Annotated in this window: 14 protein-coding genes and 1 pseudogene; 6 read left to right on the top strand and 9 right to left on the bottom strand. The window is 63.1% G+C overall.

Translation table 11 applies throughout. From position 1 onward, the window contains the following. Positions 1-3 precede the first annotated feature (3 nt). The 4 genes from ACOQPI_RS07595 to ACOQPI_RS07580 all read right to left on the bottom strand — a co-directional run bounded on the left by ACOQPI_RS07595 (position 4) and on the right by ACOQPI_RS07580 (position 3,794). A complete protein-coding gene (locus ACOQPI_RS07595) occupies positions 4-273 on the bottom strand; it encodes a hypothetical protein (protein ID WP_420619071.1) in 270 nt (89 codons plus the stop codon). 480 nt (positions 274-753) lie between these two features. Then, positions 754-1,734 (bottom strand): HNH endonuclease, encoded by a 981-nt coding sequence (locus ACOQPI_RS07590; RefSeq protein WP_420619070.1) that lies wholly within the window; start codon positions 1,732-1,734, stop codon positions 754-756. Positions 1,735-1,891: 157 nt separating this feature from the next. Continuing rightward, positions 1,892-2,644, bottom strand: a complete 753-nt coding sequence (locus tag ACOQPI_RS07585) for a hypothetical protein (RefSeq protein WP_420619069.1) — start codon at positions 2,642-2,644, stop codon at positions 1,892-1,894. 538 nt (positions 2,645-3,182) lie between these two features. Next, positions 3,183-3,794 (bottom strand): hypothetical protein, encoded by a 612-nt coding sequence (locus ACOQPI_RS07580; protein ID WP_420619068.1) that lies wholly within the window; start codon positions 3,792-3,794, stop codon positions 3,183-3,185. Positions 3,795-3,970: 176 nt separating this feature from the next. Here ACOQPI_RS07580 and ACOQPI_RS07575 point away from each other — a divergent pair, with 176 nt between their 5' ends. Then, positions 3,971-5,626, top strand: a complete 1,656-nt coding sequence (locus ACOQPI_RS07575; RefSeq protein WP_420619067.1) for an N-6 DNA methylase — start codon at positions 3,971-3,973, stop codon at positions 5,624-5,626. Further along, a complete protein-coding gene (locus ACOQPI_RS07570) occupies positions 5,623-6,573 on the top strand; it encodes a XamI family restriction endonuclease (RefSeq protein WP_420619066.1) in 951 nt (316 codons plus the stop codon). The genes ACOQPI_RS07575 and ACOQPI_RS07570 overlap by 4 nt, the downstream gene beginning before the upstream one ends. A 76-nt stretch (positions 6,574-6,649) precedes the next feature. On the opposite strand, the gene ACOQPI_RS07565 is transcribed toward ACOQPI_RS07570, so the two are convergent. Next, positions 6,650-6,871: a ribbon-helix-helix protein, CopG family gene (locus tag ACOQPI_RS07565; protein WP_420619065.1), complete on the bottom strand. Its 222-nt coding sequence runs from the start codon at positions 6,869-6,871 to the stop codon at positions 6,650-6,652. Between the two features lie 222 nt (positions 6,872-7,093). On the opposite strand from ACOQPI_RS07565, the pseudogene ACOQPI_RS07560 reads away from it, so the two are divergent. The 4 genes and pseudogenes from ACOQPI_RS07560 to ACOQPI_RS07545 form a co-directional block, all read left to right on the top strand. Further along, positions 7,094-7,543: pseudogene (locus tag ACOQPI_RS07560) on the top strand (phospholipase D family protein); the annotation flags it as partial. A gap of 585 nt (positions 7,544-8,128) precedes the next feature. Further along, positions 8,129-8,512 (top strand): hypothetical protein, encoded by a 384-nt coding sequence (locus tag ACOQPI_RS07555; RefSeq protein WP_420621074.1) that lies wholly within the window; start codon positions 8,129-8,131, stop codon positions 8,510-8,512. Positions 8,513-8,766: 254 nt separating this feature from the next. Then, the gene (locus ACOQPI_RS07550; protein ID WP_420619064.1) at positions 8,767-9,006 is read left to right on the top strand and encodes an AbrB/MazE/SpoVT family DNA-binding domain-containing protein; all 240 of its coding nucleotides are present in this window, start codon (positions 8,767-8,769) and stop codon (positions 9,004-9,006) included. Further along, the gene (locus tag ACOQPI_RS07545; protein ID WP_420619063.1) at positions 9,003-9,434 is read left to right on the top strand and encodes a hypothetical protein; all 432 of its coding nucleotides are present in this window, start codon (positions 9,003-9,005) and stop codon (positions 9,432-9,434) included. Before ACOQPI_RS07550 ends, ACOQPI_RS07545 begins: the two co-directional genes overlap by 4 nt. A 62-nt stretch (positions 9,435-9,496) precedes the next feature. Here the strand turns inward: ACOQPI_RS07545 and ACOQPI_RS07540 are convergent, their stop codons facing one another. The 4 genes from ACOQPI_RS07540 to ACOQPI_RS07525 form a co-directional block, all read right to left on the bottom strand. Then, on the bottom strand, positions 9,497-10,678 hold the full coding sequence (locus ACOQPI_RS07540; protein ID WP_420621004.1) for a CaiB/BaiF CoA transferase family protein: 1,182 nt from the start codon (positions 10,676-10,678) through the stop codon (positions 9,497-9,499). Between the two features lie 131 nt (positions 10,679-10,809). Then, a complete protein-coding gene (locus ACOQPI_RS07535; protein WP_420619062.1) occupies positions 10,810-11,547 on the bottom strand; it encodes an SDR family NAD(P)-dependent oxidoreductase in 738 nt (245 codons plus the stop codon). A gap of 28 nt (positions 11,548-11,575) precedes the next feature. Then, positions 11,576-12,850 carry an acyl-CoA dehydrogenase family protein gene (locus tag ACOQPI_RS07530; protein ID WP_420619061.1) on the bottom strand — a complete coding sequence of 425 codons (1,275 nt, stop codon included), beginning with the start codon at positions 12,848-12,850 and terminating at the stop codon, positions 11,576-11,578. After that, positions 12,847-14,124, bottom strand: coding sequence for a hypothetical protein (locus ACOQPI_RS07525; protein WP_420619060.1), 1,278 nt, complete (start codon positions 14,122-14,124; stop codon positions 12,847-12,849). The genes ACOQPI_RS07530 and ACOQPI_RS07525 overlap by 4 nt, the downstream gene beginning before the upstream one ends. Between the last annotated feature and the right edge of the window lie 24 nt (positions 14,125-14,148).

Genomic DNA, 14,148 nt, shown 5'->3' with positions numbered 1-14,148 from the left:
CACTCAGGCCGCGTTTACCGTTTGTCCGCAGTCCTCGCACCAGTCGGACCACCCGCCCCGTTCGGACAGCTTGGCGGCTGGCTGTAGGCGGTTGCAGCGATCGCAGCGAAATCGGATCAACCTGCGCCGCGCCGTGTCGATCACCACTGCGGCGGCGAGACACAGCACCGGCAAGAGGTAGAGCCAGCCCATGCCGCACCGTACCACCACCGGCTGGCACCGACGCGGCAGCGGCACCAGCCCGACTGGCAGGCACTTTCCGATCTGTCTCAATGGTGTTTCCCTTCGTTATGCGATGCGGCCTGTTGCCGAATGGCGATGTCGGTCGACCCGGTCGGGCTAAGGAGGGTTCCGCGCCTGGTTACTCTCCCAACGCCCAAATTGTGTCCCATCCGGGAGAGGAGCAAATCATGTCCGACAGGAACTCGATTGCAGGCCCAGCACCATCCCCCGGAACTCCGACGAATACGAAAACGGCATCCCTCTGCTCTCAGCTCTCAATACCACCACCCTCGCAAACCGAGACCGAAAAAAAGAGGACACATCAGGCGGACCAAAAAACGGGGTCCGGTCAAGGTCACCGTGGCCCTTGAGTTGGCCGTGGCTACGGTTGGCGTCCTCTGGCTGCCAACCCCATTGCTCTAGCTGGCAGGACAGTCTGAGCGTTGAGTGTCGTGCGGCAGCTTCGCGTGCTAGGTGCCAGGCTCTTGGGAAACCTCATCTTCGCAGGCAAGGTGCTCGGATGGTCGTCGTCTATTGCCGCGCTTTTCGTATGGCTTTCAGTGTTTCGACAGTGCATGGTTTGTCGGGGTGTCGGTGGAGCATCGCGTGGCAGTTGGGGCACACCGGCACGAGGTCGCCTTTCGGGTCCACTTTGTATTCGCCGTCTTTGGCTGCTCGGGCCACTGGGGTCTTGTGGTGGACGTGGATGAAGCCAGTTCCAAAGTCCCCGTACTCCTCTCCGAAGTCGATGCCGCACACCCGGCACTTCGCGCCATGACGCTTGATGCAAATCCGCCTGGCTTCCGGGTCCCGCTCGTACACGACAACTGAGACCTTCTTGGTGGCCCCTTCTATGAATCTGCCGTCCTCGTCAAATGCACCTGCCTCATCGCCGGACAGGGCGGAAAACTGATGGTTGCCTGGGTCATGTTCTATGTCGTGGGCATCAACTGGTGCAGCGTCGAAATGATCGTCGGCCAAGTCCTGGATCATTTCGGCTGCTTGTCTGGCTCTTGGCATGAAGACCGTCATATTGGGATTCCCGATAGAGCGTTGCAGTTCCCCGGGCGCAGCAGACTTCGGGACATTTGATGCCAGCCACCGGACAGCTCGGCGGTGAATGGCACCAAAGGGTTGGGAGGGGTCACAGCCTGCTGTGCCGATCACCCGGCCGACAGCGACCCAGTCCTCGGCGGTTCCGTGGTTCTTCAACGGCAGGACCACGAGATCGCGCACGCTGATGTCGTGGTAGAAGCGCCAAACCTGATTGCGGGAGCTTCTTCTTTCGCCGAGTGAGTGATGCTGGAAGTCCCGATCGATGTACTCCCCGTAGGCGTTCCTGTCCGCAAACAATGAGAGGTCAGGGGCAGCCCACTCATCCCAACCGATACTCACAACACCATGATCCAGGTTGTGTGCGACCCGTTCCCCCTCGCGGCCAGCGCGCACAACCCAAGCCCTGAACTCCGATGACCCTTTCCGGTCGGACGCATGGTTGGGCAACTCGTCCATGTCGAACTCCTATGGGATTGGGATCGCCTAGTTTGCCGCGCTGCGCTCGGAGTCCGCACCTATTGGGCTAGACACTCAAGAGGCTTCCATGACATCGGGGACTCCGCCGGTTTGGATCAACCGCGTGGCTGCTGGTCGGATCTTATCCCAATTCGAGCTATCCCAAGCTGAAGTGCGATGGTTCGACGCTTCGGGCTTTCTCCCAGATGCACAGGTCCAGCGCTCCAGGTTGCACGTTGCCGTGTTCCGCGTACTGGAGGAACGACTCTCTAAATCTGTCGTAGTGGCGACGGAGGTGCCATTGCGGTTTGAATATCCCAGTCCACATCAAGGCCCGCACCAGCGGGCCACTGATGATCGCCACTTTGGCGCTGCCGGTCAGATTGCGGACGATCCGTGCAGCGGTCGGCGGGCCGACCCCGTACAGCCGCCCCAAGTACATCTCCAATTCAATTGGGTCCTCGGGAGGGGGTTCGGAGCGAAGCTGGGCCAAGGAAACGACGATGCGTTCCGACCGCTGCTTCGGAAACCTGTAGCACCCCAAACCGCCCGCCAGAGGCTCCGCTAGCCACTCTTCGATTTCCTCTGCTGTCGCTGCGGGGTTCTCAGCCAACAGATCGAGCACGACCCTCTTGGCCGCGCTCGCCGACTCGGCCTTTACCCCGGCACCGCCGAGCAGGCCGAACAGCACCGCCGACACGATCCCGGTTTCAGATGCCGTTTCTGCGAGACGCTCCTCGTAGCGCTCTGCCGCCGTCCGGTTGACCCAAAACGCCGGAGTGCCGAACACCTCATGGCCGCCCCACTCGACATCCCACGACTGTCCCTTGACCGTGAAGCCGATGCGCTCGTGGGCGCTGCGCCCGCAGTGGGGATCACGCATGGGGTCCAGCGATACCGCTTTTTCCACGTCCGAGAGACTAGGCCGACCCAAAGGAGGCGGTCGCTTTCAGCCTGCCGCCGGAGGCCGGAGCAGGAATCGAAGCCTGCTCCGCGATCACCCCCACCTCCTACTGTGAGACCACTACTAAACCCGCAATGGAGACCCCGAAACCGAGGACGGGTCGCACCATCTTTTTTCGCCGTTTCCGGGCGATTGGTAAAATCCCAGGTTGAGCGGGTGGGAAGCTCGCAAGGGATTTCAGCAGTTGCAGCGAATCGGAATCCTTCTGGTCACTCTGATAAAGCCCTGACCAGGACTTATAGGTGCTGATAGCCCTCAATTTGGCACGGAGCACCCCAACTGTCCACTCCAGGCAAACCCGGTAGTCGCACAAACAGCGGCCAAACCTGCTGAAACCCTCTGAACAGGGGAAATGAGCCTGAGCGTCTCTGTGCGGGCGGCGATCCATTTGGAACGTTTCCGCGAATCTCGTGGAACGTTTTTCCAAGGCCCGCGAACCGCCGGGTCAGTCAAACTGGCGAAGACCCTACTCGGCGAAAGCGTGCTACGTGGGGCGGTTGTGGCGGAGGCCTTCTACGTCGGCTAAGTCTTGGGCTCGGCCGGCAGCCAGCTTGTTCTTCTTCAGGTCTTCCAAGCCGATGAAGGGAACCGCCAAAGAGTCGAGCACAATATCGGCGCGCCGATCCCAGCATGACTCGAAATCGACTCCGGCGATACTGGTCAAGATGTCGATCCGGTTCGGCGGATACCCTAACTGCACCACTTGGCCCTCCTCGGAGAAGTCCTCTGGGGTCAACCCCAGCGACCCGAAGCCGAACTCAGCCAACACTCGGACCAACCGGGCGGCATTTTCGGAATCCACCCAAACCCAGACGTCCAGATCCTTGGTCAAGCGAGGATGGCCGTGAGCGGCCACCGCGTATCCCCCAACCACCAGGAATCGGACTCCGTGCTTCAGGCACAGCGAGACGAAATCATGCAAGTCTTTCCCCAACAGCATCTGCTGCCTCCCCTCGCTTTCCGAGCCGTAATAGCACGCCTGAAGCTCTCGAACGTGCGCTATCCGCTCGGCGGCAGGACGAGAACACCAGAACCCGGCATCAGGATCGGGATCGCCCAGCCGAAGCCTGACGGCTACCTTCGCAATCCCAGCCATAAGAGCACCGAACCCCTCATCCGAGTGCCACCATTCTACCCCCGCTGAGAAACACCCCCGCGCTGAAGCCCCGCCGACCCATGTCCGCACAAAAGCGGGGAGGGAGCGGCTGAATTGTCACTGCGGTCGGGATGATGGAGACCTGCCTTGCAATTCCGTGGACCGGGAAACTTCCTATGTCAGACTTCAAACAGATGCCGCTGATCGACCGTGACGACACCGCAGGAGCAGTGCCGCGGGTGGAGTCGGAGCAGGAACTTGCTGCTGTGGCGTGGACCATCGTCGAAGGTGGGGCTCTCGCCGATCTCACCGATGCAGAATCGGAGATTGTCTGCGCGGCTGCTAGTCAACGCGTACTGGACACCGGCGAGCTTGTGTCGACGATCCAGCGGGGGGGCGACCCGTTGGGGGATGCGTTTGTGTGGTTGCGCCCCCCGAAGCAGAGGCGCCCACTGGGAGCGGTGTATACGCCTCAGGGGATCGTGGAGGCGATGGTTGGCTGGGTTGCGGCCAAAGAGCGGCCCGCCCGGGTCGTCGATCCCGGCGCAGGGTCGGGGCGTTTTTTGCTGCAAGCGGGACGGGTCTTTCCTGATGCTTCGTTGGTCGCTGTTGAGCTGGATCCTTTGGCCGCTCTGTTGTGTAGGGCCAACCTGACCGTTGCGGGGTTTGATGCTCGATCCACCGTGACGGTGGATGACTACCGAGAAGCCGATCTTGGCAGTTGCGATGGGGTGACGGCATTTGTGGGTAATCCCCCCTACGTGCGCCATCACCAGATCGAGTCTCGGTGGAAGCAATGGCTAACAAGCACTGCGGCAAGCCGTGACCTGCCGGTTAGCGCACTAGCAGGGCTTCACATCCATTTCTTCTTGGCCACGCTTCTCGCAGCCAAGCCAGGCGACATCGGAGCTTTCATCACTTCGGCGGAGTGGTTGGACGTGAATTACGGGAAATTGCTGCGCGGGATGCTCGTAGATGGCTTGGGCGGTGAGTCGGTTCATGTCCTAGCTCCTGAGGCGCTGGCATTTGAGGATGCGGCTACTACCGCGTCTGTGACCTGCTTTCAGATCGGTTCGGAGGCCCGCTCTGTCAAGATGCGCCGGGTCGCGAAAACCAGCGACCTTGCCGATCTCTCCAAGGGGCGCCGAGTAAGTAAAGAGCGACTCATACAAGAGAAACGGTGGTCGCCGCTGCTGTCCCCCGTACCGCCGCCACCGGACGGATTCGTCGAGCTGGGCGAGCTCTGCCGGGTACACAGGGGCGCGGTCACCGGGGCCAACGCCACCTGGATCACCACTGCCAACGACCCCCAACTGCCGACAAGGACTCTGTTCCCATCGGTCACCAAGGCTCGGGAGCTCTTCGATGCCAACGACGGCGTGCTGTCGAGCCTTCACAGCCTTCGGGCAGTCATTGACCTGCCCGCTGATCTCAGCGAACTCAACGAGGACGACCGGGCGCTCATAAAACGCTTCTTGCGACTCGCGGAGCGCAACGGTGCCCACTCTTCGTATGTCGCGCGCCACCGAAATCCTTGGTGGTCGGTGGGGCTGCGGTCTCCCGCACCGATCTTGGCCACCTATATGGCCCGACGCCCTCCGGCGTTCGTCCGCAACCTTGCCGGGGCGCGCCACGTCAACGTCGCCCACGGGATCTACCCCCGAGACCCATTGTCCGATGACGCTTTGGACACCCTGGCCTCTTCTCTGAGGTCCAGCGTTTCTGTGGCACAGGGACGCACCTACGCCGGCGGGCTCACAAAGTTTGAGCCTTCGGAGATGGAACGCATCCCGGTTCCCAATCCCGCCCTACTCGTTGAAATGTCGTCGTGAGCCTCACAGACCCGCCTCGCTGGACCAGCGAGGAATTCGACGAGCAACGCGAACTCGCCAGGCAGATCTTCCGCTCTCAACGGCTGAACGAGTCCCAAGGGGTCTATTCCGAGACCTTTGCCCAGTGCCTTGAATACGTGAACGAGCTCCTCGACAAGACTGACAATCTTTCGCTGCTACATGGACGGTCGGGTGCTTCGGCAATCGATCCTGAACTCTTGGAGGTGCTCGCCAGCCCCGAATTGCTAGAAGCCCTCCGCTACATCGTCGGCCCTCCTATATCAGCCGATGATCTGGCCGAACTTGCCGATACTTCGCTTGCTGCCGGTGTGCTGAACGATGACTATGACGCATCGGTCCGGGTGATGGGAACCATCGCCCAGGGCCTCGACCCCAAGCGATTCCCGTGGATCGGGCAGGGACGCGGTGCCGATGACAACGAAAGGACTGCCGCCGCAATAGCAACAGCGGCCCTCATGGCCACGCGGCGGGTGGAGACTGCCCGACGGATGCAGTCCAAGGAGCAAGAAGAGTTGGTCAAGGCCTCCCTGCGGGGAGCAGGCATGGTCGAGGTCAAACCCCGGACTGTCTCACCCGGTCTGCTGGATGCTCCGGCACCAGGCGAGTTCTGCGGAGAAGCGCCGTTCGGACAGCGCAAAGCGGATCTCATAGTCAGGCTTCACGATGGACGGTGCATGCCCATCGAGTGCAAGGTATCGAACTCATCCACGAACTCGGTGAAACGACTCAACAACGACGCCGCGGCAAAGGCCTCAGCATGGATCGAAGAATTCGGTAGCGGAGCCACCGTCCCCAGCGCCGTCTTATCTGGCATCTTCAAGACCCGAAACCTCGAACAAGCCCAAGCCCAGCACCTCACGATCTTCTGGGCCCACAACCTCGATGCCCTGGTGAGTTTCATCCACGCCACGAAACCAAACGCCTAAGCCGTGTTTACAAACTGAGTATGCGGCCATCCATTATGGTTCCTGCGCCATCGCTCGTCCTCGGGTAGCGCGGCGTTCAATCCATGCTGAGCAACTCATGTCTGACCTGGTCCCAATCGAGCACCGAGTCAGCTGGATCTCGCAGGCTCTCAAGTGCCACATCGAGATCGTCGTAGTCCTCCAAATAGCGTTCCAAGGCCTGGCGAATGATGTCGGCCCGGCTGTGCTTTAATTTCTCGGCGGCCGTATCCAGCGCCTCAACAAGCTCATCGGGAACCCGCGCTCTGATTTGGCTCATGCAAGCTCCTGGCCAGCGAGGAGTCAATAAAGTTACTTGACTTCAACATAATTCCAGCCGACCCCAAAGGCAACAAGCAACCGGCAAGCCGGGCTGGCTGTGCCAGCAGGCGTGGAACCGGCCAGGCACTGGGAGGGCTGGGCGGCGGTCCACAAAGGAGTTCAAAGCTCGCGTAAGCGGTGGTCTGCTTGCGCACGTTCCTGTGGGGCTCTTGCTGGAATAATGCCCCCAGTGACTGGGCCTGCGGATCGCATTGAGCGGTTTCTTCGCGACAATCCATCGGGAACGCTCTGGGTGGCTGTGGGATTTGCCTCGGCGTTTGGCCTTTCGTGGTTGAACCAGAGGACATCAGGGCGCCCGGTCCGCCTCCTGATCGGCGATACCCGAACAGGTTTCGAGAAGCACAAGGGCACCGACCGCATTGGCGCTATCCGGTTCCTTCAACGCTCTGATGTCCAAGTGCGCAGTTGGTACAGCAAGAGGGGCGGCTACCGGACTGCGCATGCCAAGGCGTGGTCTGTCGAGACGGACAAGCACCTGGGTACCCCAGGATCGGTCTTGGTTGGCTCAGCAAATCTGACCAAGCAGGGGCTCTTCAAGAATTTTGAAATGCTAGCGGTGGCCGCCCCCTCAGAACACGAGAACCTTTTCGCTGAAATGCGGCGTGTCTTCCAGGAGGGCTGGAACGTCGAATCAGATCTATTGGACAAGCTTGGACATCCAAACCAACCAACACCGCAATCGCCCACACATTCCCCCGCACGCGGGCATGCGCCACGGCACACTGGGTCCAGCCGGCCAAAGGGCCACCACCGCATAAACCAAGTGTCCGGACAACGGGGGGAACCTCATAAGCTCTGGAGGGGCGCAGCAATAGTCGTAGCAGGCGTTGGAATCCTGCTCACGATATTGTTCGCGATACTAGCCGTTGTGATGTTGGGCGAACTCGGCAGCCCATCTGGTCCTACGCCCAGTCCGGCATCACCGGCTCCTCCTCAAAGTGCTCAAGCAGTATCGGCTGATCAGTCAGATATTCAACCAAGCCCTCCTCCGGCTGAGCAGCCACCTCCGATCTTGGATGCTCAGGTCGCTCTGACCGATCGACCTGAAGTCCGCACAAGCCCCCCTCCAGAGGGTTGGGCTCCGGTTGTGGACGGCAATGCCTCTAGCTACGGGGCACCAGAGCGGCCAGACCTTCAGTGGGTTTCATGGCAGCCGTCCTGCCCAAGTTGCGAGCCTGGAGCGACGCTGACCTGGGTGGGCTCATACGCATTTCCGTACAATCAAAGCGTCGGCACCGACGGCCGGCTTCGGCCCAAGCTTCAGTCTGCCTGCCTGCACCGCGAGCGTACCGGACCCCTGATCGACTGGAGGCAGGACATCAGCAAGGACCGTGTCGAGGCACTCTGGATAGACGGCCTGAGCAAGCCCCCTGGAGACTGGTGGATCCGCAGCAGCCACGGCGGCGGTAGCGATGTCTACCTCATGGTTCCCGAGCCCGAGCCGTTTCTTGCCCTGCTAGCTGGCGCCCAGCAACTTCGCGTCCTCACCGCGGAAGGGCGCGATGCGACGTTCTCAGTAGATGGGTTCCTAGAGACATCAGTTCAGGCCAACCTCGATCATTGCGGCCACTATCCCTGAACCCTTGCAATAGGTCTTTGCGTTGCACGCCACAAGTACCCAGCGCGCGTTTTGCTTGAGCACCCGACACCCCTGGGCCAATTGGCGCGGGTCGCCTCGGGCAGGCCCCTCGGCCCATCGAGGTATCGCTGGTACGTAGGCACCGTGACGAACTCGATGCCCTACTGGGCGTTGTTGGCGTGTCGACCGGCAAAGGCAAATGGCGTTTTTGCCGTTTGGTGAAAGACATCCGTTTACCAAGTACACTGCCGAGCATGGTCGCCGTGTCGGAGTTCCTAGTGTCGTCGTCCGGGCAGATGTCTCTGCCCGCTGAGGTCCGCCGCCGCTGGAATCTCAAGGGGGGAGGCCCGGTCGATGTGCTCGACCTCGGATTCGGCGTGCTCACAGTGCCTCGGGGAGAGGGGCGGCGCCTGCTCGGCGACCTGCTAAGCCGCGACGACCACGCGGCCTTTGTGAGATCGCTGGGCGATGACCCCGACCTCGCCACTTCATGACCAAAGCCGTTCTCGACGACCACCTCCTCCGGGATCTGCTGGCGGGCGAGGCGAGCGGCGAGTTGGTTCAGACGCTGGCCGACTACCAACCTGCCACAACCAACATGTACCTCCTGCGGCTGTGTCGGAGCGCGGTGTCTGCCGCTGGCGGGACGCTCACCGGCTCATGGCCGGCTAGCGCCCGCAGGGCACTGGGCCGACAGCTCGTAGCGCTCCCGGAAGACATCGAAGTCGTCCCGATGCGCGGCCTCGCTTTCCGAATGGCCGAACTGGCCGGCGCCCACAGGCTGTCAAGCCTCGGAGCGGAGGCGGTGGCCGCCGCAGAGCACTTTGGAGGGCCGCTGTGTGTTTGGGCTGGAGACGACGGCCCACGCATCCGGGCAGCAATATCCGATCTCGCTGGCGACTATCGCACGATTGCCCGCTGAATGGGGGAGAGACACGGCGAGGGTTGGCTAGTTGCCCATATAGCTCAGGATTTGGGGCGCGGTTAGATAATGCTGGCGGCTCTGAGAGCTGCCAGTTCGGTGCTGGACAGGCTGAGCAGGCTCGAGAGCACCTCGTCGGTGTGCTCGCCCAAGCGGGGGGCACCCGCTGGTGCCGGAGGCGGATCGCCATCGAAACGGAGGTAAGGAGCCTGTTGGCGAACCGGGCCGATGACGGGATCGTCAACGGTGCAAACATCTCCGCGAACCCGCACATGGTCGTCGGCCATTACGTCCGACACGTCGTAGACGACGCCGACAGGCACGCCGTGGGCCAGGCAGCGCTCTTCGATAGCGGCCGCGTCGAGCCCGGATGCCCACTCGGCGACGGTCTGGTTGACGACATCCCGGTTGAGACGACGCGCCTTCGGGGTGGCGAAGCGCTCGTCGGCAAGCAACTCCGGCCGGCCCATCGCCTCACAGAGGAGTTCGAACACTGCCTGGCGCACGGCCACGATGCACACATACCGGCCGTCCCGGCTCTGGAAGTTGTCGAGCGGCGCAGCGTTGTTTGATCGGTTGCCCGTGCGTTGGCGCACCGAGTCCAGGCGGTCGTAGGCGGCAATCGTCCACTCCATGATCCGCAGCACCGAACCGTAAAGGTAAGCGTCTATCACGCCTCCAGTTCCTGTGCCCTTGGCGTCGCGCTCATAGAGCAGGCTCGTCACGGCCTGAGCTGCGAACACACCGGTCAAGTAGTCGGAAACGGGAAGGGCCGGCCGCGTTGGGGGCCCGTCGGGCTGTCCGGTCAGGTGCGTAAGCCCGGCGAACGCGACGGCGTTGTGGTCGAAGCCGTTGTACAGGGACTTGGGCCCCTGCTGGCCGTACAGGCTGATGCGGGCCGTGACCAGCCTCGGGTCGAGCTGGCTCGGGTCGATATTCCAGCGCTCCAATGTGCCGGGGCGGAAGTTCTCGCACACCACATCGGACACCGAAGCCAGGCGCCGAAACAGATCCTGGCCCTCAGGGCTTCGAAGGTTGATGGTCACCGACTTGCGGCCCCGGCCCTCCACCGACCAATAGAGGGAGTAAGCGTTGCCGTCGTCATCAACGGTGAAGGGCCCGTTCAGACGGGTTTTGTCGCCGCGATCGGGATCCTCGATCTTGATCACCTCCGCGCCCTGCTCACCCAGGATCCCGGCGCAGAACGGGGCCGCCACACGGGTACCCATATCGAGCACCCTGATCCCGGCCAGAGGCTGCCTCGTCGGGACTGCAATTCGCCGCGCTGGTAGAAGCCCTCCCTCATGACGAGGACTACCAGTTCAATGTCGAGCACTTCGTATATGACCTTATTGTCGCAGACGCGTATCCGGTGTCAGCTGGTGATGGAGCCGCCGGCGAGGGGGATGGTTTGGGCGGTCATCCAGGAGGCTTCCTCAGAGGCGAGGTAGGCGCATAGCGCGGCGACGTCTTCGGGGGTGCCCAGCCGCCGGGTGGGAATGGCCCTGGCCAATTGGTCGGTGACACCAGTGTCACCGGTGTTGGACATCAGGCCGAGGGCGATGGAGTTCACCGTGACTCCCGTCTGAGCGACCTCCAGCGCCACGGAGCGGAGAAGCCCGGCTGCGCCGCCCTTGCCCGCCGAATAGGCTGCCACGCCGATATTCACGCCGACGGTACCGGCCCCCGAGACCACCCCGATGACACGGCCCCAACCCCGCTCGATCATCCCGGGGAGCACGGCGCGGGTGCAGTTCAAGACGCCTCCGAGATTGACAGCTATAGGCCCGATCCAATCTGCCGGTTCAGTCTCCGCGAAGGGCTTGACTTGCATCATCTCGGCTCCCCCATTGCCGGCGTTGTTGACCAGAATGTTGATGGGGCGCTCGGCAATGGCCGCCCGCACCGCTTCGCCATCGGTGACGTCGAAGGCCAGGGCTTCAGCTGAACGCCCGGCTTCCACAATGGCGCCGGCCACTTCATCGGCCCGATCGGGCACGATGTCGTTGACCAGCACGTGGGCACCTTGGGACGCCAGAGTGCGTGCGATACCTGCGCCGACATTCTGGCCCGCGCCAGTCACCAGCGCCGTTTTGCCGTCAAGATCGAACATATGTGTTGCTCCTTTGCATTTGTGCTTGTTACCTGGGGACATCCTGCCAGGCCATGCCGTGGTAGGGGTCGGGCTCGCGGGGCAGTCCGAGTACTTTTTCGCCGATCACGTTCTTGTTGACCTCGGTGGTGCCCCCCTCGATGGTGTTGGCCCGGCTGCGCAGCATGCCCTTGACCACGTAGGGCATGTGAGCGGCCCAGGCTTCGATGGAGTCTTGGTCTCTGGTCGGCTCGCCGGGCATCCAGGCCACCGAGTCCATGCCCGCCAGGTTGGCCGCGGCCAGCTGGAGTGCCTGGTTGAGCTGGCTTTGTTGCACCTTGCCGATGGACGCCGCCGGCCCCGGCGTGCCTCCGGCCTTGACCGTGGCCCGAACCCGGTCGTTGGTCCACGCCCGAATCTTCTCCTCGGAATAGAGCCGCATGAGCCGGTCGCGCTCCACCGGGCCGACGCCAGCCTGTCGAGCCTGGTTGAGGAGGCTGTCGATTCCCCCGCCGCCGATGCGGTCGACGCCGCCCGAGCCAGCCCCAGCCACCATCTGACGTTCGCCAGCCAGCGTGGCTCCCGCCACCCGCCACCCGTCGCCAGCGGTGCCGACCCGGTGGAAGTCGGGAACCCGGACCTCCCCCAGCCACACCTCGTTGAAGTCGACCTCGCCGCCGATGTGGCGCAAGGGGCGCACTTCCACACCAGGCGACGACAAGTCGACCAGGAAGTAGGTGATGCCCCGGCGCTTGGCGACGGTGGGATCGGTGCGGGCCAGGCAGATGGCGAACTCCGACTCGTGGGCCCAGGTACTCCACACCTTCTGTCCGGTGAGAATCCACTCGTCTCCATCGGGCTCGGCCCGCATGGCCAACGAGGCCAGATCGGAGCCCGCGCCGGGCTCGCTGAACATCTGGCACCACCGCTCTTGGTTGGCCACCATGGGGGGCAGAAAGCGCAGGCGCTGCTCCTCGGTGCCGTGGGCGAACAGCGCCGGGGCCGTGTTGTGCAATCCGAGTGGATTCAACCGCCCCAGGTTGAGAGGGACGATGACGGTTTCTGCTACCCGGGCCTTGGCCAGCGGCAGATCGAGACCCCCGTATTCGACCGGCCAAGTGGCCACCGCCAGCCCGGAAGCGGCAAACACGGGATACCAGGCCTCATAGTCCTTCCTTGGCCTCACTTCCCGGATGGCCCGCCGCCCACGGGGAGCGGCGTCGCGCCACGCCTGGGGGACGTGCTCGGCCACCCACTCCGTGACCGCGGCCCTAATCTCATCGTCACTGCTCGACGCGTCAATCGACAGCCGCTCGGAGTTCATTCTGCCGACATCACCTCGAACCGCTCGACGAGCGCATCGAGTGCCTCGGCCGCGGTGGTGGCCCCTCCCGGCGGGGTGGGCAACCTCACCGGTCCGTGCTCCCGGCTCGGCAGCAGGATGGTGGCGTGTCCGGGGCAGGTGGTCTCGCCCCGCTGGTTCTCGCCGTAGATGTCGAGGTCGACGGCGGGGGCGCCTTCGTCGGTGCGGTACTTACGGGTCACCGTGCCCCGCATCCAGTGAGTGTCGCCCACATAGTTGAACCGGCGGAATTCCACATCAAGGGCGGCCAGCCAGGCGTCGTCACCCATCCAGTCGGTACACAGGTGTACCAGCCAGGTCTCGCGCATCCGGCCGTAGTCGTATATCGCCGGGTTGCCCGCCCGCCGGGCCCACTCGGGATCCCAGTGGACCCGCTGTTGGACGTCGGGGACGTTGAGATCGTCAGGGCGGAAGAACCCCGGCACCCGCTGGCGCTGCTGCACGCCCAGCCGCAGCGCCTTTACCCCGTACAGGCCCATGCCCATTCCGGTGTGCCACACCACCATGTCGGTGACCCGCATGGGCCCCTTGACCAGCGGCGGCAGTTCGTCGCCCTCGTCGACATCCTCCCACCAGCGAGGCTCGGCCCCCCGGCGTCGCTCGGACTCGCTGCGAACCGCCTCAGTGATCTCGGCGATCTGCTCATCGGTGTAGGGCTCGATCTCGATGTCGGTGTACTTGCCCTTGCCCTCTTCGGCCTTCCGTTCCACTGCCCCCCGGTCGGTTCGGATCATCAGCCGGTACTGGGCCGACAGCACCGCTCCCTGGGTGGCGAACACCTCCGCGGTCCACTCGTGTACGGTGCGGGCCGCGAACTCGCTCTTCTTGTCGTGCACGCCCACCAGGGCATTCCGCCGGGTGACCCGCATCCCCGGGCGAAGCGGCGCCCACCACTCCCGGTAGCTGCCCGAGTAGTAGGCGTGGGCCCCCTTGAGCGGATCCCCCTTGAGCAGCGCCTTGGTGTCGGGGTCGAGCTTCTCAACCTCGTTCTCCCCAATGAGCGTGTCGCCCCCGTTCATGTTGGGCGACGAGATCGTCCCTCCCCAAACGGTGCCCGCGCCGTAGTCCGGATCGCACCACAGCGGGTTGTCATCGCCGTAAGCCTCCGCCACCTGGCGAAACGCATCAGTGTTGGGCTCCCGATACCAAGGAGGCTGAGGATGCGGCTGAGCGATCCCAATCCGAGCCCGCAGCCGGGCAATAGCCTCGTCGGTTATCGCACCCCCGTCCGACACGCACCGGACTGTACCTGACGACCT

Origin of the sequence: Candidatus Poriferisocius sp. (assembly GCF_965219815.1) — a bacterium.
Lineage (GTDB): Bacteria > Actinomycetota > Acidimicrobiia > Acidimicrobiales > Bin134 > Poriferisocius.
The sequence above is the reverse complement of the archived record's forward strand: the minus strand, read 5'-3'. Positions and strand labels throughout refer to the sequence as shown.